Genomic DNA, 20,328 nt, shown 5'->3' on the forward strand with positions numbered 1-20,328 from the left:
GCCGCTATTGCTGTTAAAGAGTCTATGATGATAGAAGACAAAAATACATTTAACGAACGAGCTTGTAAGCGAGGTCGATTACGATGGAAGTGAAGCTGCATGGAATTTAAAGATTATTATAAGATTCTGGGTGTCGCTGAAAATGCCGATGCTTCTGCGATAAAAGCAAGTTATCGAAAACTTGCTAGAAAATATCATCCCGATGTCAGTAAAGAAGCTAATGCTGAGCAGAAATTCAAAGAGGTAGGCGAAGCCTATACCGTTTTAAAGGATCCAGAAAAGCGTGCTGAATACGATATGTTGCGTAAGCAAGGTTCTCGTCGAGCTGATGGTGGTTTCCAGCCACCACCTGATTGGCAATCAACTCATGCAGGCCAAAGATCCCATAATCAAAGTAGTAACGCAGATTTTAGTGACTTTTTCGATTCTATTTTTGGAGCGAGTGGCGGAGGCGGAGGGTTTCGTCAAGCGGATGATTTCCAGCGCTCGAACAATCAACGAGGCCGCGATATACATCATAAAATTGCTTTATTTTTGGAGGAAGCACATCTTGGTTGTCAACGACAATTATCTTTGCGAGTTTCCGAGCCAGACCAAAACGGTTTTATAAGGCAGCGAGATAAAACTTTAAATGTAAAGATCCCTGCAGGTGTTATCCAGGGACAGCATATTCGTTTGTCGGGGCAAGGCGAAGCGGGCATTGGCGACGGAAAAGCAGGGGACTTATTACTTGAAATTGAATTCGCGCCGCATCCTTACTTTGCGGTTGATGGCAAAAATATTTTACTTACTTTGCCTATTACTTGTTGGGAAGCTGCTTTGGGGGCTAATGTGGAAGCCCCGACACTTAGCGGTAAAGTGAAATTAAAAATTCCTAAAGGGGCGTCCAGTGGTAATAAACTCCGTATAAAAGGCAAGGGGTTGGTTGGTAAAGCTGGTGACGTCACTGGTGATCAGGTTGTGACCTTACAAGTGAGTTTACCAAAAGTACACAGCAATAAAGCAGAAGCGCTTTATCAACAATTATCTGAGTGTGAGTCGGAGTTTAACCCACGCCACGTATTCGAGAGGTAGAGGATGTCTAAATCAGAGATAGTGGTCATTGAATCTCAACATGAGCATGTGTTATTTACTCTAGAAGAGGTCTGTGAACGATGTGATATTCACGTAGACATCATAATTGAAATGATCGAATACGGTATCGTGGAACCAGTTGAACCAGTTGAACCAGTTGAAACAGTTGAACCAGTTGAACCAATTGAGCAATCAACGGAATCTATTTGGTATTTTAATAGCCATGCATTAGTTCGATTGCAGCGGGCGCAACGTCTGATGAATGGGTTGGAATTAAACCTATCAGGTGTGGCTTTAAGCCTTGAGTTGATGGATGAAATTGAAGAGTTGCAACAACGGATCGTCATACTTAGCCGTCAATTGCCATAGAATTACGTTTTGCTGTATGCATTAGCAATTGTTTTGAATGCTTAGGGATGGTTTTAATTATGCGTATAAAGTGAAAGTAGGGACTGTTACTATAATAGTGAAATATGCTGTTTACTTTTCACTATTATAAATAGGCCTACCAAATCATGTTAAGAGGTTTCGATACTTTTAGAAAACGCATTACTCTATTATCTGGCGGTTTGTTGCTTTCTCTAAGTTTGGTGCTGATTACCTCTTTCTATCAACTGACTTCTAGTCGACTTGCAACAGCCAGCGGTGAATCTCTGGTAAATCTTAGTCAATCTATTTCAAATATGTTGTCGGCTAATTTAATGGAGCGTGAACGTGAGGTTGTCCTGCTTAGTAAGCGTACTTCCTTATATGAAACTCAAGACTTAAGCGGATTGCAGTACGCTATTGATCAAATTAAAAGCTCCTACAAGGATTATGCTTGGATTGGTTTTGCTAATGTTGATGGAGTGGTTTTAGCGTCAAGTAATGGAGTATTGAAAGAGGCAGATGTCAGTCAGCGACCTTGGTTCATTAGTGGTCGATCAGGTCCTTTTATTGGTAATGTGCATAAAGCGTTATTGCTTGAAAACTTGCTGCCTAAGACTAAGGATGGCTCGCCAATTCGTTTTGTCGATTTTGCCGCTCCTGTAATAGGTGAAAGTGGTGAGTTGAAAGGCGTAGTCGCGACTCATGCAGATTGGGCTTGGGTTAAAGAGGTTTTGTTATCTTCTTTGACCGATGCTTCGAAACGAAAAAATATCGATATCTTTATTATCGATAATGAGCACAGAGTTTTATATCCAGACTATCATTTTCCTAATGATATTGAAGTACCAAAAACACTGCCTAAAGATGGCCAATTTAAATCGTTGCTTTGGCAGGATGACAAAGAATACCTAACCAGTTTAGTTTCGGTACGTTCTCCTGAATCAACAGATCTTGCTTGGCAAATCGTTGTACGTCAGCCATTGTCTATTGCTATGTCAGCAGTAAATGAAGTTCATAAGTTGTTACTTTTTTTTGGTGTGTTTGCGACATTGCTTTGTATGCTGCTTGCCTATCAATTTGCGGGCACATTAAGTCGTCCATTGGAGCGATTAGCGCTGACAGCAAAGAGTATTCAACAGGGAGATAGAAAGGTAACTTTTCAATCGGATAGTAAGTTGATAGAAGTGGCAAGCTTAAGTCGTTCTTTGCAGGAAATGATGTCTTCTTTATTGATGAGAGAGCAGTCTTTGATGCAGATGAATGTCATGCTAGAGACAAAAGTAAAAAATAGAACGGCAGAGTTAGAAGCCAGTAATCGGTCTCTAGAAGCGATTGCTCGTAAAGATCCACTAACACACATCTATAATCGTTTGGCTTTAGATGAGGCGTTGCATAAAGAGTATCGCCAAGCACAAGAGTCAAAATGTCCTTTTGCAGTGATTATGACAGATGCTGACCATTTCAAAAGAGTAAATGATTCTTTCGGTCACACTGTGGGAGATTTGGTGCTGCAAAAAATCGCAAAATTGCTTACCGTGCAAGTTGGAGACAAAGGTATTGTCGCTCGATTTGGCGGTGAGGAATTTACTGTGTTGTTACCAAATATGAATGCTGACGAAGCAAAAAACATAGCCGAAATGATTCGCGAAGCACTTGAAAAAGAAGAGATGAGCGAAGGACTTTATGTTACGGCGAGTTTTGGTGTCGCCATGTATAAAATAGATGATAGTCATTATGAGCAAGTGCTTAACCGTGCCGACGCCGCTCTCTACAAAGCTAAAGAGCAAGGTCGAAATCGTGTAGTTGTTGGTGCTTAACAGAGTTGTCTTTATACAAGTTCCAGAGGTCTTATTGCTATATCGGAATGCTCCTCGCTAGTTGCATTAGATACTCATGCTTTAAAAACCTAGACAAAAAATTACGATACGAAACAGGATAAGGATGAAAAAAACAGTACTATATACATTCGTTCAATGACATCGTCATCAAGTGATGCAAACTCAGAAGGGGATTTATGAAATTTTTTTTGAGTTGTGTCTTGTTCAAAACAAAAGCCTATAAAGTCATCAACTTCTGTTCTATTCGGCAATTTTTGATACTGGTATTGTCTTCGTTTTTAACCATCCCAGCTTATTCAGTAGAAGTCCATTCTAGTGATTTTCCCCCATCTTCTGATATATCGCCTGTGCTTACTTTAGGAATGCCTGGCCAAGAAGTCTTGATCTCTATGGCAGATATAGAGTCATTGCCTATGTTTGAAACTTCTGAAATGGTTCATTTTGATGGTCCTCAAGGACGCTTTAGTGGTGTTTGGCTGATTGATTTGTTGAAACAATACGGCTTAAACGATGCGCCAAGGCTGCGCTTTATTGCTATAGATGGCTACGAAGTGTTTATTACAAAAGAAAATAGGGATCGAAAACAGTATCTAATGGTGACACGTTTAAATGGTTTGCCTATTTCTCCTAATAATTTAGGTCCCTTGTTGTTAATTATTCCATCTGATGTTGGCCTTGCTTCACACCTTACGGAAAGTAAGAACTACTGGATTTGGGCACTCAACGAAATATTAATCCAATGATGACAACCAGCATTAAGCAAATACAAGTCAGAATCTGGCTAGTTTTTATTCTATTTTTAAGCCTTTGTATTTGGGCTGTATCTTATTTTCAACAGCAATCTAGGCAGTTGCTTGGTTCGAATTTTACGGCTCTGGCTATTGATATCACTCAGGCTCAAGAAGATGTTCATCTTTTGAAGAGCTCTTTGTACTATTTAGAAACAGATAGCCCATTTTTTGATGTGAAAGGGTTAAAAAAAGTCATATTACGAATCCAATATCGATCTCCTCTAATCGATAGAAAGATACGTGACAGTACAATTGAGGACTTTGTTTATGCCGATAGTATAGGAGTGCTAAGCGAAGTTAATATGATTTTGCCAACAGTAAATCAACAGATTGTGTTATTCGAACAAGACAAAAGTACAAAAAACATACTAGTAAAGCAACTTACACAATTAGAGTTGGATCTGGCTCTGACCTATGATGGGTTACACTATATGATTCAAACTGCTTCCGATGTGGAGCGTCGTCTAAAGACTGAGCTTACGTTTTTAATTTGGGGGTTGATTGCCACAATACTGGTGGTTGTTTCGGCCCTTTTGTTTGCGTTGATTCGTCTTTATCAACACAAAGAAATCCTGATCATACAAAATAATAGAGACCATTTGACACAATTACCTAATCGACGTTTTATTACTGAAAAGGCGCAAACGGCTCTGCTTAATAGACCAAAAAAAATTGGCTTTGCTATTTTAGATTTAGATTTTTTCAAAAAAATAAACGATTTGTATGGCCACCCAGCGGGCGATGAAGTGCTTAAAGTGATCGCCAATATACTTGAACACTCTATTTCTGCTCCTAGTTTTGTCGCTCGACTTGGCGGAGAGGAATTCTGCATACTGTTTTTAGATAAGACACAAAATGAAGCGATAAAAATTTGTGAGGAAATCCGCCAAACAGTTGAGCAAACTAAGATCAAGGTGAACAATAGTGCTTTGATTCACATCACACTCAGTACAGGTCTTTACCACCATGAAGGAGAGCGACAAACTACCTTCAGTCAAATCTACCAATATGCAGATCAAGCTCTTTATCTTGCTAAAAAACAAGGTCGTAATAAGCTCGTACTTCACGATAATAATCTTGAATTTTGATTTTTCTGGTCCAGCGAGAAAAATCAAAGCTTTAGAATGTTGCACTAAAACTGCGCATTGAAATGTATAAAATATTTATAATTTTCGATATTTAGGTCTTAGGGGCTGTCTTCTATACTATTTTTTAATATTCCATTTTGGTGCAATAAAAGCTCAACTTTTCCCATTTTTGTGCAATTTAAATTTATATTTAACAATATTTAAATTGAATTGCGTCACCTTTAAAAAACTGTAATATGCATAATTCTGACCATTAGGTCATATTTTATTCACATTGAAAACACAGTATTGATTGAGGGGAAACGGATGAGTAAAACACTTTTAGGTCTTTCTACTTTGCTTCTTGCTAGCACAGGATTTGCTGCAGATTATTCAGATGATATTCATAAAAATGATTATTCTTGGCGACAATTCAATTTGATGTACGCATTTGACGAGCTACCAGGCGAATCAAATCATGATTATCTTGAAATGGAATTTGGCGGTCGTTCAGGTGTTGTTGATCTATATGGGTACCTTGATATATTCAATGTGACCTCAACCGATAGTAATGATAAATCTGACGATGACAAGATGTTCCTCAAGTTAGCGCCTCGTTTTTCATTAGATGGTATGACTGGAAAAGATCTGTCGTTTGGTGCAGTACAAGAACTTTATGTATCAACTCTGTTTAGTTTAGATGGAGGTAAAAATGGTACAAATAATTCCTTTATAGGTCTAGGTGCGGACGTCGATATGCCTTGGTTTGGTAAAGTAGGTATGAACTTATATGCTTTATATGATCAAAGTTTTGGTAGTCGAAATGGTTGGAATGGCTATCAGTTTTCGGCAAACTGGTTTAAACCTATTATGAACTTTGATGGTGGTTCATTTTTAGCGTATCAAGGTTATGTGGATTATCAGTTTGGTATGGATAGTGATTATGTAACCGCTACTGATGGTGGAGCGACGTTTCAAGGTTTGTATTGGCATTCTAAGCAGTATGCATTGGGTTATGGTTTGAAAATTTATAAAGATGTTTATGGTATTAAAGATTCATCTGGATTTAAATCTTCAGGCTTCTCTCATTACATCTCTGCTACTTACAAGTTCTAAAAAGTAAAACGTTTCTTCTTAATAACCAACGATCATGAGTTTTGATCGTTGGTTTTTAAACGTCTCGATTGTTTGAGTGTACAACGTGCAGCCTTCGGCTTACTGATGAAGGTAAAGCTTTTTTGCTGTATTGTCTTGAGCTCAGACAATGGACCAATAAATGATTGGCAATTCAAATATGGTGAAGAAGTAGAGAGCGTTAAAGTTTCTATGGAACATACTAAAGTAGCAAATGACAGCGCTGTGGCTCGCCAAAGGGGAATTGACGGTCATGGAATTACTTTAAAATCTATTTGGGATGTGGCGGCGGATCTTCAAGAAAAGCGTCTCCAAATTGTATTGCCAGAATGGATATCTGCTGAGTTCTCTGTTCATGCTTTGTATCATCGTAATCGCTATATGCCAGCGAGAGTCCGAGTGTCTCTTGATTTTTTACTTAAGCGCTTTGATGAAGAATCGCGGCGTTTGTTCTTGGTCTAATCGTGATTATGCTCATGTCGAACATCGTCTGTATTAGATTCTAGTGCTTCGAGTATGGTGCAATGTTCGGCACTTTCTTCTCCGCCGCAGCAGGCATCAGATAAGCGTTTGAGTGAAGTTTGAAAGCGCGTAAGTTCTGCAAGTTTTCTTTCCACATCTGCAAGTTTGGTGTCGACAAGAATTTTTACATCAGCACAAGCGTTATCAGCTTTGTTTACTTCAATAGAAAGCAGTTCACGGATTTCTGCAAGGGTGAATCCGACCCCTTTTGCGCGCAGAATAAATTGCAGAATTTCTTTGTCTTTTTCTGTGTAAAGGCGGTAGCCAGATTCAGATCGACTTGAAGGGCTGAGTAGGGCGTTTTTTTCATAAAATCGTAATGTGTCATTGTTTATGTCACATGCTTTAGCGAGTTCTCCAATGCGATACATATATTGCTCCTATTTATTTCCTCCTAGTATAAACCTTAGACTTAGATCCTAGGTCAAGATTTCTTATTGATCATTTTTTATTTTTCTTTCACCTAAGATGCTTTATATTGCTGGCGCAGTTTTTTATGCATTTGATTTTATTGTGTTGTAAATAGTGGAAGGTAGGTTTTAATGGATGTACTACATAGTGTCATTCTCGGATTGGTAGAGGGAGCGACAGAGTTTTTACCTATCTCTTCAACAGGGCATCTGATTGTTGTCAGTCAATGGTTGGGAATGGAGCAGACGGAAGGCAATAAAGCGTTTGAAGTGATTATTCAGCTGGCTGCGATTTTAGCGGTTGTCGCGAATTATAAAGAGCGTTTTACATTTAAACATTTCCGTTTGTGGTGCCAAGTATTTGTAGCTTTTTTACCTGTCGCTATGGTTGGTTTTTTGTTTCGTCACCAAATAAAAGCCATGTTTTCGGTTTCTGTGGTGGCGACCATGTTTATTGTTGGTGGTGTGATTTTCCTGATGACAGAGAGATGGATCAAACATAAATCACCTAGTGTCGATAACTTGGACAACTTAAATTTCAAGCAAGCTCTGTGGATTGGTATTGCGCAAGTATTTGCGCTTATTCCTGGTACTAGCCGCGCAGGTTCAACCATTGTTGGTGCTTTGTTTGTAGGCTTAAGCCGAAAAGCGAGTGCTGAGTTTTCTTTCTTATTGGCGTTGCCTGTGATGATGGCAGCTTCTGGTTATGATTTGCTTTCAAACTACAAAGAATTTGCCGGCGAGCAATGGATGCCCTTGGTGATCGGCTTTGTGGTGGCTTTTCTAAGTGCTTTTGTTGTTATGAAGCTGTTTATGGCGTTTTTGGAAAAATTCACCTTTGTAGCTTTTGGCTGGTATCGTATTTTGTTTGGCGGGCTTTTGTTGTTTCTCGCTTAGTTAAGACCTTTTTAAGGAGTGAAATCTTGCAAAGGTCTCTTAATCTATACAAGAGCGTACATTGAAACATGATTTACATTGAATAGTGGTTTACACATAGAAAGGGATGTTTTGTAATGTCTCTTGCTGTCTGCCATTTATCATGTATTTAATAGGGAATGTTTGTCATGCGTTGTTGTTTTCCTTTCGCCATTTTGGCTTCTTTATTAGCGGCTGGTTGTGCTTCTTCTGATAACACGCCAGCAAATCGCTCTTTGGATTCCTTTAAAGGCACATCTGCCTGTTATGACAGAGAGACAGAGCCTTACACCTCTGTTGTGGATACGCATTTACATTACCGACCTTTTGATGGTCGGGCGATTCCTTTTAACGAGGTAAATGAGTACTTGTCTCGCACCACGGTGCGTTTTGCCAATGTATATGGCATTGGGCAGATGTTACCTGCGAATTCTTCTTGTTCTAATTACCTAAAATGCCCTGGAACACCAGTTTCTCCGACGACTCGTAATGATTTCGTTAATGCTGCAAACATGCTGGAATACAAACCTGACGACCTTCATCTTACTTTATCGATGACCTTCACTGATTTATCTAATCCAGAGCCGACTATTGAGCTAATGAAGCTTTATGAAAAGGAATACCCTGGTATGTTCCATTGGATGGGGGAAGTTAATTTGGTGAAACAAGCCCAATTTAATAATCGTCATAAGCCAGCAACGCCGAAAGATATTACTAAGTGGGCTGGTTTTATGGCGGAGTTAAGAGCCAGAGATTACCCAATTACGATTCATTCAGATATCGGAAACGATGCATCACCTACCTTGTATTTGCCTTTAATGGAGCAAGCATTAGCACTTTACCCTGAGAATAAAATAGTCTGGGCGCACATGGGCTTGTCTTATGAGCAAAAATCTATGAAGGCATCTGAGCATATTACTATCTTGTCTCGTTTGTTAGATCAGTATCCCAATTTAATGCTGGATATTTCATGGCGAATTTTGGAGGACTATTACTTTAGTAAATCTGCTTATCGTCCTCAATATGTTGCTTTCATAAATCAATATTCGGATCGAATTTTGCCAGGATCTGACTTTGTTGCCTTTCGAGATAATAGCTTTAAGGTATATCAGCAGGAGCTGGAAGTAACGAGTCGAATACATCAATATCTAGATGACAACGCTTTTCGTAATATTGCCTTGGGGGAAAATTACTTTAAGTTATTAAATCTCGATTATCAGGCACCACAGATATGTAGCAAGTAGTGATATTTGATATGTTCTTGCAGTTTGCATAGTTTATTCGCTGTCTTTCATTGTTAAATCGATCCACTTGTTCCATGCTTTTAAAAGTGCATTTAGGAGGATTTGAGTATGGGGAAGTATATTTCGACTGTGTCTAATCGAGGGCAGTCATTAGGTGAGGAAGTGGCAAATAGCATCAGTCATGGCTTGGGGCTGGTGGCTGCTATTGTCGGTACCCCATTCCTTATTCTGAGTGCAATCGACTACGCTGATGTGAGTTTTGTTGTTGGGGTAAGTATTTTCTCCGGCACTATGATTTTGCTGTATTTGGCATCTACGCTTTATCATGCGATGCCAAGAGGCAAAGCCAAATACGTTTTTCGGGTGATTGACCATTCTGCTGTGTACTTATTGATCGCTGGGACTTATACACCTTTTATGTTGGGGGTTTTGGAAGGCGCATGGGGATGGTCTTTGCTTGCAGCTGTTTGGACGTTAGCACTTATTGGTGTTGGTCTTAAGGCATTTGGTAAAGCTTCCCATCCAGCTATATCTACTACACTTTATGTGGTGTTGGGTTGGCTTATTCTTATCGTAATTAAACCGCTTGTTTCCTTGATGGAGCCTAATGGTTTGCTGCTGTTGGTGTTGGGAGGTGTTCTTTACACGCTTGGAGTGGTGTTTTTTGTGATTGATTCGCGTCTGCGCTATGGGCATTTTGTTTGGCATTTATTTGTTGTAGGTGGGACGGTTTGTCACTATTTTGCAATTTTTTATTATGGAGCTTAGTAATAGAAAGTTGAGTTACTGCTCTTTTGATTTTCTTAAATATTCATTGGCCTAGTTTTGTTTGCCATCTATGCAGTGTTTTTAACTGCTCTAATAACAAAGATTTATTGTCTGGTGTCAGCTCGCTGAATAGTTTTAGAGCCACTTGTGTATCGTGGTTGAGCAGCAATTGGTTAATGTTCTCTTCTTTTTTTTCGTCATTCCCTTCTTGTTCTAAAAAATCCGAAATATTAGTTATTGGCTGTTCGCTGGCTGCATAGAGCACAGATGGCTTGGTATTGAGTGCTTTAGCTAGTTTTTGAAGTACTTTTTGGGACGGTTGCCTTAAGCCTTTTTCAATGCGTGAAACATTACTGGTAGCCATATCAGCCTCCAGTGCAATTTGTTCTTGTGTCATCTTACGTTGAATACGCAAAATTTTAATAACGTGGCCAATGTTCATGGCAAGATTATCTGTTTAATTTTGCCTATGTGGCAAAACCTGTGAGGCAATTCACTTGACACTATTTGCCATATAGGCAATATTGACGAACCTTTGTGTCTAAAAGACAAATAATTGATGGTGATCTGTGTTAATCGAAGCATGCAGTAGAAGGATTTTTTTGTGAAAACGGATAGTTTGAATACTGAGCGTGATTGGCAGGAGTTACAAGAAACGAATAGTCGCTTTATTGTGTTAGACAGTAATGATCTGATTGTTTCGTGTAATGACAAGGTAAAGCATGCTCGATTAGACTTACACAGAGAGGATATTCTTCCGTCAGATTGCTTCTGGCTAGACGCCGATCAACGTACATTTTGCTTTAGTGAATTCAAAAAAATTGCTGGAAAGGAAATCAAGCTTCTATTTATGCCGAATGGCTCCGAAGCTCGTAGAGTGAAAGTGCTGGTAGAAGCGTTTCAGTTATTCAATCAACAATATTACAGCCTCCTTATCCAGGACGAACATGTAGAGTTTGTCCAGGACGAGTATATAGAATTTGATCAGGGCAAAACACATCCATTTTATGGCATGGCTCAGGCGTTAAGTGCGGATTTGAAAAATAGTCTGTTAGAGCTGCACTATCAACCTCAGATAAATACTGTTGATAACAGTCTTTATGGAGTGGAAGTCTTAGCTAGATGGACTAGCGATGAATTTGGAAGTGTTACACCTGATCGCTTCGTTGCTCTTGCTGAAGAATTTGGGCTAATTGCTGAATTAGATTTATGGGTATTACGCCAATCATGTCTACAATTAGCTTCATGGCGAGATAGAGGAATTCATATTCCTATGATTGCTGTTAATTTCTCCCCTCTCAGTTTTAATTATCCTAGCCTAAAAAATGAGATTCAAGCCCTTCTTGATCAGACTGGTCTTTTGGCTTCTAGCTTGGTGATTGAAGTCACAGAAAGTAAGAAAATAAAGACATCAGATCTTTTCATTGATGCAATTAATGATCTTCATTCAATTGGCGTAATTATTTCCTTAGATGATTTTGGTACAGGATATTCTAATTTAAAAAGGCTTCTGAAGTTTCCAGTATCTCAATTGAAGTTAGATAGAGCTTTTGTTAGTGACTTACCGAATAAGCTTTCTAAAGAGCTTAGTGCAGTAGTGCTTTCTATTAGTAAAAAAATAGGTGCTGTAGCGATAGCAGAAGGTGTTGAGACTCAGCAGCAGCTGTCTTGTCTAAAAAATATGGGTTACGAGGTTGTTCAAGGTTATATATTTTCTCCCCCTTTATCTAAATCTGAACTAGAACATTGGTTTTATGCTGTGGAATAAATTAGAAAATCACTGATTGAAATAACATTCATTTTAAATTAATTTCGCTTTTACAAAAGTATACATTATTTATCTGATGGGGTTTTCTATTTGATTTATTTTATTATGTGTTTACAAATCTACACATTTTTATTTTTTTCTTCTTGATATGTTTAATTTGAATAAAGTAATTGTTTAATCTTTTAGCACTTAATGTTCATTAGTTGTTTCTAATGTGTTGTGCTTTTAAAACGGAAATTTTAAGAGGAATAGAAATGTTACGGAATGTAAGTGTTAGGTCTCGCCTGTTATTAGCTTTTTCGGGTGTTATTTTTTTGATGGTTTTGTTGGGAGGTGTTGCCATCTCTTCTATGGGGAAAATCCGAGCAAATTCAGAAATGATTGAAACGAATATTTTGCCAGCGATTACAAGCTTGGGCGATGTTAATAGTAACTTGATGCGAGTTAGGATTTTTACCTTAAGACTGCTGAATGATACTAGTGAAGAAGATAAAAAAAGTACCTTGGCTGCGCTTGAAAATATTAAAAAAGAAGTTGCTAAATATCGATCAGAATATGAAGCGACTATTTATTTAGATAGTGAGCGTGGCTTGTTTGAAGAGTTTAAAAAGGCAGAATTAAATTATTATAAATTGCAAGATGATGTTTCTTCCTTATCAATGCAAGGAAATAAAGATGCTGTATTGGTTTTAGTGCCAGATATGAATCATGCAGCTGATAGTATGGTGCGACTACTGAAAGAAATCGTAGTTGCCAATCAAAAAGGCGCAGATGAAGCCAGTATGGACTCTGAAAAATCATATGATGAAGGCTTTATTTTGATTAATGTTGTTATCGCCATAGCTGTAGCTATGGCGATAACTATTGCTTTAGCACTATCAAAGAGTATCAATGCACCATTAAATGATGCTGTTATTTCGGCAGAAGTGATTGCTAAGGGAGATCTTACGCAGTTAATTACTGCGCAAGGAAATGATGAATTAACGCGTTTAACCAGTGCATTAAAAGCGATGCAGGGTAATCTACGAGAAGCGATTATCCACATTGGTGATTCATCGAGTCAGCTAGCATCAGCGGCAGAAGAATTAAATACGGTTACGGAAAGTTCGTCGAATGGATTGATGTTACAAAATGAAGAAATCCAACAAGCTGCAGCTGCTATTACTCAGATGAGCTCTGCGGTAGATGAGGTGGCTCGAACTGCGCAGCAAACGTCTGAGGCTTCAGCAGATTCGGCTAAGTTGGCTGCCGAAGGTAAAGCGCGTGTAGGTGATACGACGGCCGTTATTCTTGATATGAATAAAGAAATGACGACCAGTACCCGAGTGATTAACCAATTGGCTGAACAAGTTGCATCGATTGGTCAGATTCTTGACGTGATTCGTGCGGTGGCAGAACAGACAAACTTGTTAGCTCTAAACGCAGCAATCGAAGCAGCGCGTGCCGGTGAAGCAGGCCGAGGTTTTGCGGTAGTGGCGGATGAAGTAAGAAGTCTTGCTCATCGAACTCAAGAATCTACTGGTGAAATTGAAACCATGGTTCGTCAAGTTCAGCTTTCAGCAAATGAAGCCGTGTCTTCAATGGAAAGCACGAGCCAAAAAACCAATCAAGCTCAAACGGTTGCGGCTGAAGCGGCGAAGGCGTTGGAGCAGATTACCGCTCGTATTATTGCGATTAGTGATAGTAACCGTGTTATTGCTAGTGCAGCAGAGGAGCAGTCTAATGTTGCGAAAGAAATTGATGGCAACATCACGACGATCAGTGATTTGGCTGCGCAAACAGTGGTTGGTGCAAACCAAACTAGTGCAAGTACAGCAGAATTAACTCGATTAGCCATTGAATTAAATGAATTAGTGGTTAAATTTAAGGTATAAATTTTAACTGTTAGTTTTTTAGGTTTAATTTAAAATATATTGTTGATCTAGTTTGGTAAGTTTATATTCCATTAATAACTTCCAAACTAGATTAAATACATGTTTTTTGTGATAAGGTAATAAGGTTTTTTTTGCTTTAAAAAGGATGGCGAAATGTTAAGGAAAATCAATATCAGGTCACGTTTAATGATGGCCTTTACTATAATTATATTTTTACTGGTTTGTCTAGGTGGTGTGACTATGTCAGCTATGAAAGACATTCGAGCTAATTCTGAGATGATTGAAACGAATATATTGCCTGCTATTACAAGCCTAGGTGATATGAATAGTAATTTAATGCGAGTGAGGATTTTTACTTTAAGATTACTGAATGAGACTAATGAAGGTGATAAGAAAGCAACCTTAGTCGAACTTGAAAATATAAAAAAAGAAGTAGGAAAATACCGATCAGAATACGAATCAACTATTAACTTAGATAGCGAACTGCATTTATTTGAAGAGTTTAAAAAAGCAGAAGAAAGTTATTATAAACTACAAGGCGATGTCTCTTCGTTATCTATACAAGGTAATAAAGAAGCGGCTTCAGCTTTAGTATCTGATATGAATAGTGCGGCTGATAATATGGTGCGTCTACTGAGGGCACTTGTAAAAGCTAACCAAGAAGGTGCGGATGAGGCCAATTCAGATTCGGTAAGAGAATATGATGCAAGCTTCACACTAATTATCGTTATTATTGGAGCTGCCGCCGTAATAGCATCGACCATTGCGGTTGTCCTTTCTAAAAGTATCAATACTCCATTACAAGATGCTGTTATCTCAGCAGAAACCATTGCCAAGGGGGATTTGACTCAACCAATTACAGCACAAGGAAACGATGAATTAACGCGTTTGACTAATGCTTTAAAAGCAATGCAGGGTAATCTACGAGAAGCGATTATCCACATTGGCGATTCTTCGAGTCAGTTAGCATCAGCTGCAGAAGAACTAAATACTGTTACGGAAAGTTCGTCGAATGGATTGATGTTACAAAATGAAGAAATCCAACAAGCTGCAGCAGCTATTACTCAGATGAGCACCGCGGTAGACGAGGTGGCTCGAACTGCACAGCAAACTTCTGAAGCATCAGCGGATTCCGCTAAATTGGCGGCTGAAGGTAAAGCACGTGTTGGTGATACAACGGCCGTTATTCTTGATATGAATAAAGAAATGACGACCAGTACCCGAGTAATTAACCAATTGGCTGAACAAGTCGCGTCGATTGGTCAGATCCTTGATGTGATTCGTGCGGTTGCAGAACAGACAAACTTGTTAGCTCTAAACGCAGCAATCGAAGCTGCGCGTGCCGGTGAAGCGGGCCGAGGTTTTGCGGTAGTGGCCGATGAAGTAAGAAGTCTTGCTCATCGAACTCAAGAATCTACTGGTGAAATTGAAACCATGGTTCGTCAGGTTCAGCTTTCAGCGAATGAAGCTGTGTCTTCAATGGAAAGCACGAGCCAAAAAACCAATCAAGCTCAAACGGTTGCGGCTGAAGCCGCGAAGGCGTTGGAACAAATTACCGCCCGTATTATTGCGATTAGTGATAGTAACCATATAATTGCGAGTGCAGCAGAGGAACAGTCCAATGTCGCGAAAGAAATTGATGGCAACATCACGACCATTAGTGATTTGGCTGCGCAAACGGTGGTTGGTGCAAACCAAACCAGTGCAAGCACAGCGGAATTGACTCGATTAGCTATTGAGCTAAATGAGTTGGTGGTTAGATTTAAAGTATAGTTTTTAGCTAGTAGGTTTTACGCTTTTTTATCGATCTGGTTTGGTAGGTTTGTTTTTCATCAATATCTTCCAAACTAGATCACGTGTATATTGCTCCCTTCTGTATTGGCTTGGTTCGCGAAATCGGGCGCAATTTTCTCTTCTTGGTAATCCGTCGTTATTTATGAATATCGCTCTCAAAAATATTGCTGAATCAGATGTTACTTGCTCTAACTGCCAAGCTTGCTGCTGTCGTATGGAAGTGATGATTATTAGTGATACTGGTGTGCCAGACAAACATGTATCGGTAGATGAGTGGGGAGGAGAAACCATGCTTAGATTAGATGATGGTTGGTGTTCGGCTGTCGATAGAGATACTTTTTTATGTACAATTTATGAAAATCGTCCATGGATTTGTCGTGAATTCGAAATGGGCTCTGACGAGTGTCGAGAAGAGTTTAATGTTATCAGGTAGTAACTGAACTGATAGCGACTACCTGATGCGATTAAATGATCAAAGTTTATACAAAGCGCAAAGCTTATTGCCGGATGGATCACGTAAATAAGCTAAATACAGCTTAATACTGCCCATTTCACGAATGCCTGGTAGATCTTCACAAGTGGTTCCACCGTTTGCTATGCCCGCTGCATGCCATGCATTGACAACTTCTTCAGATTTTGCTGAAAATCCTATTGTGCTGCCATTTCCGTGACACGCTGCTTCGCCGTTAATAGGTTTTGTAATGGCAAACGAACCTGTATCTGTGCGATAAAAACATCTTCCTTTTGGATCGACAAAGCCTTCGCTGTAGCCAAGCGTTTTAAAAGTAGCATCGTAAAATGTTTTTGAAGCTTGTATGTCATTAGCGCCTAGCATAACGTGACTGAACATGGTGTCTTATCCTTACCTTATGATTATTATTTAGTAATGCTTTATCTCATATAGACGTGATTTGTTCAAATATTGAAGAGAGGGCTTTTTGATGCACGCAACGCAAATAGGGTTTAATCCAGAATATACAGAAGAATCCCCAAGTCTTGATGAGATCAATAGCCTAAAAGGCATGGCTATTTTAGAGTTTGGTGCGCCTTGGTGTGGCCATTGTCAGGCTTCACATGACTCTGTCGAAGAAGTAATGAAGGGAAATCTAGAGCTAACTCATATTAAGGTGTTTGACGGTAAAGGAAAGCGGCTAGGTCGCCAATTCGGCGTAAAGCTTTGGCCTACATTAATTTTGCTTCGAGATGGGCAAGAAGTTGCTCGCATTGTGCGTTTTACATCGGTTGATGAAATTCACGAGTTACTGGGCTCAAATGTTTAAGCTGTAAGTAGATCGGATTGTTTAGACTGTTATGTCGATGAGGCGGCCAATGGTCTTATCGGAAGTATCTAGAACTTTGGCATTCGCTTGCGCTTCTAATGCACTGCTTTTTGCTTCTATCAAGCCATCTTGAATAGGAGAGCCGTAAAGTCCAGAGTTTTGGGCGGAAGCGGGCAGGCTCAATGTTTGAGTCGACGCATCGGCTACTTTTAGGCTTGCTTGATCTAGCTTGTCTTGGCTACGCTGTAGACCTTGTTGGCCATAAATAAATGACGAATTATTGATTTGCATTGTCGAGCCTTTATTTCAAATTATCAGTTGAGTCTAGCACAATAGGGCGATTGTTTTTTAAACAAGGATTGTTTTTTTATGTTTCAAATTGAAAGCTGTATGAGCAGGAATGTGTATGAAGGGTAGTTTTAAAAAGGCGGTTGTTGTTAGTACGCTTATTCTTTTATTGTCGCCTGCTATGGCTATTAATGCACTTGATTCGACGAATAAAGTGCTTTTCTATAAAACAATAGATGATAACTCTACTAAACTTTCCTCTTCTTCAGCTTCGACTCATGCAGAAAAAATAGATACTTTGAGTCGTATTTTACTTGGCTCTGAGTATGTAGGTGGTAGTGTTGGGGAAGGAGAACAAGGGAAATATGATAAAGACCCTCTTACTCGTTTTGATGTATTTGATTGTACTACCTATGTTGAAACGGTATTGGCTGGTGCTATGTCATCCACTTCTGAAGCATTTAAAACAAACTTGATGCGTTTGCGTTACAAAGATGCAAAAGTTTCCTTTGTGACGCGAAATCATTTCCCTAGCTTAGATTGGTTTCATAATAATCAAGCTATTTTGCAAGATATAACGCCAGATGTTGCTAATGGTGGCGCTCGAGTTGCAAAGACGATTGTCGATAAAGCCGCCTGGTATCAACGTATTAGCAGTGATGTGATTCATTGTGATGCAGAATCTTCCCGCGATTGTCGAGAGTTATTGGCTCAGTTGCATGCAGAAGGAAAGGCTTTTGTCCCAGAACCGGCTTATTTGCCTTATGTTCCTTTAACTGAATTGTTTCTTGGCAGTGATCGGCACGTTAACCAAGAGGTATTAGATCGTATTCCTTCCGGCAGCGTGATCAGTATGGTTCGCCCTGATTGGTCATTAAGACAATATATTGGTACGAATATGAACGTCTCACACCAAGGGCTTGCTATTCGCAAAAATGGCACACTGTTTCTTCGGCATGCCAGCTTAACCCATAAAAAAGTAGTGGACGAAAACTTCGCCGAATATTTTTCGCAGTATTCTGCTAGTTCTTCTTTGAAAGGATTTAATGTTCAAATTTTGAGATAGCGAAGCCTGATTAGCTCTATTTTTTTCGATTTTGTTTTTTAAAATTGGTACTAAAGTGTTGCAAATGTACTTCTAATGCATCGCAAGAGATCGTGATCTCTCTGACAGATAGATACAGAGAATACATCAGGCAAATAAGGCTAGCACCAAAAATGTAACTGCCTATTTGTTGGTACTCAAGATAGATCGCCATCATGGATAATACACAAAGGAAAAAGCTGATAACACCGGCTTCCTGCATGCGTCTTATCAAATAAATTCGCTTACGTAAGTTGGTTATTTGCTCTGTAATGTTTGCGTCTTCTAGCTTTGGGTCAAAGTTACGAATAATCGAGGCCAGTGTCACAAAGCGGTTGGTGTAAGCCAGTAGCAACAGTGAAACCGCAGGAAACAACATGGCTGGTGTAGTGAGTGTGATAATCATGGTCAACCTTGTGAATTAATAGATGCTTTTAATACCGTTTAATTGCTTTATTCTACGTCTTCGTAAAGGTATTTAGTATTGCATTTTACCCTTCTGAAAGTATAAAAAATAAGCGTTGTATCGACTCAACTTCCTTCTATAATGCGCTTATATTTATATATTTTGCCCTAGGAATAGAATATTCCTGCCCGCGTTTGAGTCAGCATTTTCGTAAAAAGAGAGAAAGAAATGAGTGATATGTTTAGTATTGGCTTATTGATTATTGCCAGTGCATTGTTTGCTATGTCTGAAATAGGCATGGCGGCAGCTAGGAAAATTAAATTGCGCGTCCTCGCTGACGAGGGTGATGTTAAAGCGCAAGCTGTTCTCACCTTGCAGCAAAAGCCGGGTGCTTTTTTTGCTATGATTCAAATCGTACTAAATGCAATTGCTATTTTGGGCGGTATTGTAGGTGAGCAAGCGCTTACACCATATATAAAGCAAGTGGTAAATTTGCTTTATTCTGGACCCTTATTGGATCAAGTTAGCTTTGTCTTTTCTTTTCTTTGTTTAACGTCACTGTTTATCTTATTTGCCGATCTGTTACCTAAGCGTTTGGCGATGATTATGCCTGAAGCCGTAGCAATTCGAATGGTTACGCCTATGCTTTGGGTGACTTTCTTATTAACCCCCGTGGTTTTTTTGTTTAATGGTTTTACCAATTTAATTCTACGTTTGTTTAATGTGCCTATTGAGCGCCAAGAAGTTGTTACCACAGAAGACATTGTCGCCATGATGGACGCTGGTGCTGAAGATGGTAGTTTGCAGAGTCAAGAGTATCAGCTTATTGGTAATGTGTTTGAATTAGAAACTCGAAACATTTCTAGTACCATGACGCCTCGTGATCAAATTATCTATTTTGATATTGATGACAGTAGTGAAGAAATCAGCCAGAAGATTATCGATCATCCACATAACGATTTTCTAGTCTGTAATGGTAGCTTAGATAAAATCGAAGGCATTATTGAATCGAAAGAAATATTACGTTTGGTACTAAAAGGTGAGCCGGCGCAAATTAAACCGGAAAAAGTTGATAAAGAAGTATTTTATCTGCCGGAAACTTTGACGCTTTCCGAGGCTCTCAACGCATTCAGAGTGGCGCCACAAGCCTTTGCTGTCATTGTAAATGAATACGCAACTATTGTTGGTATCGTGACAGTGAAAGATTTATTGGGTGGCTTTATGGGCGGTTTATTAACACCGCATGATGAAGAGCAAATTGTACAGCGTGATCCGAATTCTTGGTTGATTGAAGGGTTAACGCCGATTAATGACGTGATGCGCAGTTTGAGTATAGAAGAATTTCCTGACCGAACTCAGTATGAAACACTTGGTGGCTTTATTACGTACAGCTTAAAACGCTTGCCTAAGCGTACAGATTTTTTTGTCTATGAAGGCTACAAGTTTGAAGTACTGGATTTGGAAGGCGTGAGAGTCGAGCAGCTATTAGTAACGCGGATGAAAAAATCATGACACTTTTTCTATCATTGTCTTGCTAGAGTACCAATCTCCTTAAAGCATTCATATAGTGTTATTTTTAGGCGTATTAGAGTGTTTTTGGCTTCATATAAGAACCATACGTCAAGAAACTAAAGGATAGTTCGAGTAATAGGGAAATAGACTTTCTTTAGGGGTTGCTGACGTACCCTTTAGTTTTTCAATG

At 39.2% G+C, this 20,328-nt stretch carries 22 protein-coding genes; 17 read left to right on the top strand and 5 right to left on the bottom strand.

Annotation, left to right across the window (positions count from 1 at the left end; translation table 11 throughout):
- The first annotated feature begins 99 nt into the window (after positions 1–99).
- The 7 genes from TY87_RS11125 (at position 100) to TY87_RS11155 (ending at position 6,735) form a co-directional block, all read left to right on the top strand.
- Positions 100–1,074 carry a DnaJ C-terminal domain-containing protein gene (locus tag TY87_RS11125; RefSeq protein WP_100187129.1) on the top strand — a complete coding sequence of 325 codons (975 nt, stop codon included), beginning with the start codon at positions 100–102 and terminating at the stop codon, positions 1,072–1,074.
- A 3-nt stretch (positions 1,075–1,077) separates the two neighbouring features.
- Positions 1,078–1,443, top strand: a complete 366-nt coding sequence (locus tag TY87_RS11130; RefSeq protein WP_100187130.1) for a chaperone modulator CbpM — start codon at positions 1,078–1,080, stop codon at positions 1,441–1,443.
- A gap of 146 nt (positions 1,444–1,589) precedes the next feature.
- On the top strand, positions 1,590–3,260 hold the full coding sequence (locus TY87_RS11135; protein ID WP_100187131.1) for a GGDEF domain-containing protein: 1,671 nt from the start codon (positions 1,590–1,592) through the stop codon (positions 3,258–3,260).
- Between the two features lie 197 nt (positions 3,261–3,457).
- A complete protein-coding gene (locus TY87_RS11140; RefSeq protein ID WP_100187132.1) occupies positions 3,458–4,024 on the top strand; it encodes a hypothetical protein in 567 nt (188 codons plus the stop codon).
- A 185-nt stretch (positions 4,025–4,209) separates the two neighbouring features.
- Complete coding sequence (locus TY87_RS11145) at positions 4,210–5,160, top strand: GGDEF domain-containing protein (RefSeq protein ID WP_157789892.1); 951 nt, start codon at positions 4,210–4,212, stop codon at positions 5,158–5,160.
- 306 nt (positions 5,161–5,466) lie between these two features.
- Complete coding sequence (locus TY87_RS11150; RefSeq protein ID WP_100187134.1) at positions 5,467–6,255, top strand: nucleoside-specific channel-forming Tsx family protein; 789 nt, start codon at positions 5,467–5,469, stop codon at positions 6,253–6,255.
- A gap of 72 nt (positions 6,256–6,327) precedes the next feature.
- Positions 6,328–6,735, top strand: a complete 408-nt coding sequence (locus tag TY87_RS11155) for a LysR substrate-binding domain-containing protein (RefSeq protein ID WP_157789893.1) — start codon at positions 6,328–6,330, stop codon at positions 6,733–6,735.
- Here the strand turns inward: TY87_RS11155 and zntR are convergent.
- On the bottom strand, positions 6,732–7,166 hold the full coding sequence (zntR, locus tag TY87_RS11160) for a Zn(2+)-responsive transcriptional regulator (RefSeq protein ID WP_100187136.1): 435 nt from the start codon (positions 7,164–7,166) through the stop codon (positions 6,732–6,734). The genes TY87_RS11155 and zntR overlap by 4 nt on opposite strands.
- A gap of 171 nt (positions 7,167–7,337) precedes the next feature.
- Between zntR and TY87_RS11165 the strand changes: the two genes are divergently transcribed.
- The 3 genes from TY87_RS11165 (at position 7,338) to trhA (ending at position 10,132) form a co-directional block, all read left to right on the top strand.
- Positions 7,338–8,102 carry an undecaprenyl-diphosphate phosphatase gene (locus TY87_RS11165; RefSeq protein WP_072841042.1) on the top strand — a complete coding sequence of 255 codons (765 nt, stop codon included), beginning with the start codon at positions 7,338–7,340 and terminating at the stop codon, positions 8,100–8,102.
- A 167-nt stretch (positions 8,103–8,269) separates the two neighbouring features.
- Positions 8,270–9,364 carry an amidohydrolase family protein gene (locus tag TY87_RS11170; RefSeq protein ID WP_100187137.1) on the top strand — a complete coding sequence of 365 codons (1,095 nt, stop codon included), beginning with the start codon at positions 8,270–8,272 and terminating at the stop codon, positions 9,362–9,364.
- A gap of 108 nt (positions 9,365–9,472) precedes the next feature.
- Positions 9,473–10,132 (top strand): PAQR family membrane homeostasis protein TrhA, encoded by a 660-nt coding sequence (gene trhA, locus TY87_RS11175; RefSeq protein ID WP_100187138.1) that lies wholly within the window; start codon positions 9,473–9,475, stop codon positions 10,130–10,132.
- A gap of 43 nt (positions 10,133–10,175) precedes the next feature.
- On the opposite strand, the gene TY87_RS11180 is transcribed toward trhA, so the two are convergent.
- On the bottom strand, positions 10,176–10,574 hold the full coding sequence (locus TY87_RS11180; protein WP_072841039.1) for a helix-turn-helix domain-containing protein: 399 nt from the start codon (positions 10,572–10,574) through the stop codon (positions 10,176–10,178).
- A 162-nt stretch (positions 10,575–10,736) separates the two neighbouring features.
- Between TY87_RS11180 and TY87_RS11185 the strand changes: the two genes are divergently transcribed.
- From TY87_RS11185 to TY87_RS11200, 4 genes are all read left to right on the top strand, one after another.
- Entirely contained in the window at positions 10,737–11,900 is a 1,164-nt protein-coding gene (locus TY87_RS11185) for an EAL domain-containing protein (RefSeq protein ID WP_100187139.1), read from the top strand.
- A gap of 254 nt (positions 11,901–12,154) precedes the next feature.
- A complete protein-coding gene (locus TY87_RS11190) occupies positions 12,155–13,774 on the top strand; it encodes a methyl-accepting chemotaxis protein (RefSeq protein ID WP_100187140.1) in 1,620 nt (539 codons plus the stop codon).
- A gap of 153 nt (positions 13,775–13,927) precedes the next feature.
- A complete protein-coding gene (locus tag TY87_RS11195) occupies positions 13,928–15,547 on the top strand; it encodes a methyl-accepting chemotaxis protein (protein WP_100187141.1) in 1,620 nt (539 codons plus the stop codon).
- 163 nt (positions 15,548–15,710) lie between these two features.
- Positions 15,711–16,001 (top strand): YkgJ family cysteine cluster protein, encoded by a 291-nt coding sequence (locus TY87_RS11200; protein ID WP_072841035.1) that lies wholly within the window; start codon positions 15,711–15,713, stop codon positions 15,999–16,001.
- Positions 16,002–16,040: 39 nt separating this feature from the next.
- Here TY87_RS11200 and TY87_RS11205 read toward each other — a convergent pair whose 3' ends face one another.
- Complete coding sequence (locus TY87_RS11205; protein WP_100187142.1) at positions 16,041–16,418, bottom strand: VOC family protein; 378 nt, start codon at positions 16,416–16,418, stop codon at positions 16,041–16,043.
- A gap of 91 nt (positions 16,419–16,509) precedes the next feature.
- Between TY87_RS11205 and TY87_RS11210 the strand changes: the two genes are divergently transcribed.
- Positions 16,510–16,848 (top strand): thioredoxin family protein, encoded by a 339-nt coding sequence (locus tag TY87_RS11210; RefSeq protein WP_100187143.1) that lies wholly within the window; start codon positions 16,510–16,512, stop codon positions 16,846–16,848.
- 21 nt (positions 16,849–16,869) lie between these two features.
- On the opposite strand, the gene TY87_RS11215 is transcribed toward TY87_RS11210, so the two are convergent.
- Positions 16,870–17,139, bottom strand: coding sequence for a hypothetical protein (locus TY87_RS11215; protein ID WP_100187144.1), 270 nt, complete (start codon positions 17,137–17,139; stop codon positions 16,870–16,872).
- Positions 17,140–17,254: 115 nt separating this feature from the next.
- Between TY87_RS11215 and TY87_RS11220 the strand changes: the two genes are divergently transcribed.
- Entirely contained in the window at positions 17,255–18,202 is a 948-nt protein-coding gene (locus tag TY87_RS11220) for an N-acetylmuramoyl-L-alanine amidase-like domain-containing protein (protein WP_100187145.1), read from the top strand.
- A 16-nt stretch (positions 18,203–18,218) separates the two neighbouring features.
- Here the strand turns inward: TY87_RS11220 and TY87_RS11225 are convergent, their stop codons facing one another.
- Positions 18,219–18,626, bottom strand: coding sequence for a DUF2721 domain-containing protein (locus TY87_RS11225; protein ID WP_072841030.1), 408 nt, complete (start codon positions 18,624–18,626; stop codon positions 18,219–18,221).
- A 228-nt stretch (positions 18,627–18,854) separates the two neighbouring features.
- Here TY87_RS11225 and TY87_RS11230 point away from each other — a divergent pair, with 228 nt between their 5' ends.
- On the top strand, positions 18,855–20,138 hold the full coding sequence (locus tag TY87_RS11230; protein ID WP_072841029.1) for a polyamine export protein PaeA: 1,284 nt from the start codon (positions 18,855–18,857) through the stop codon (positions 20,136–20,138).
- Positions 20,139–20,328: the final 190 nt, after the last annotated feature.

Origin of the sequence: Marinomonas sp. BSi20584, assembly GCF_002792415.1 — a bacterium.
In the GTDB taxonomy this organism is placed as follows: Bacteria; Pseudomonadota; Gammaproteobacteria; order Pseudomonadales; family Marinomonadaceae; genus Marinomonas; species Marinomonas polaris.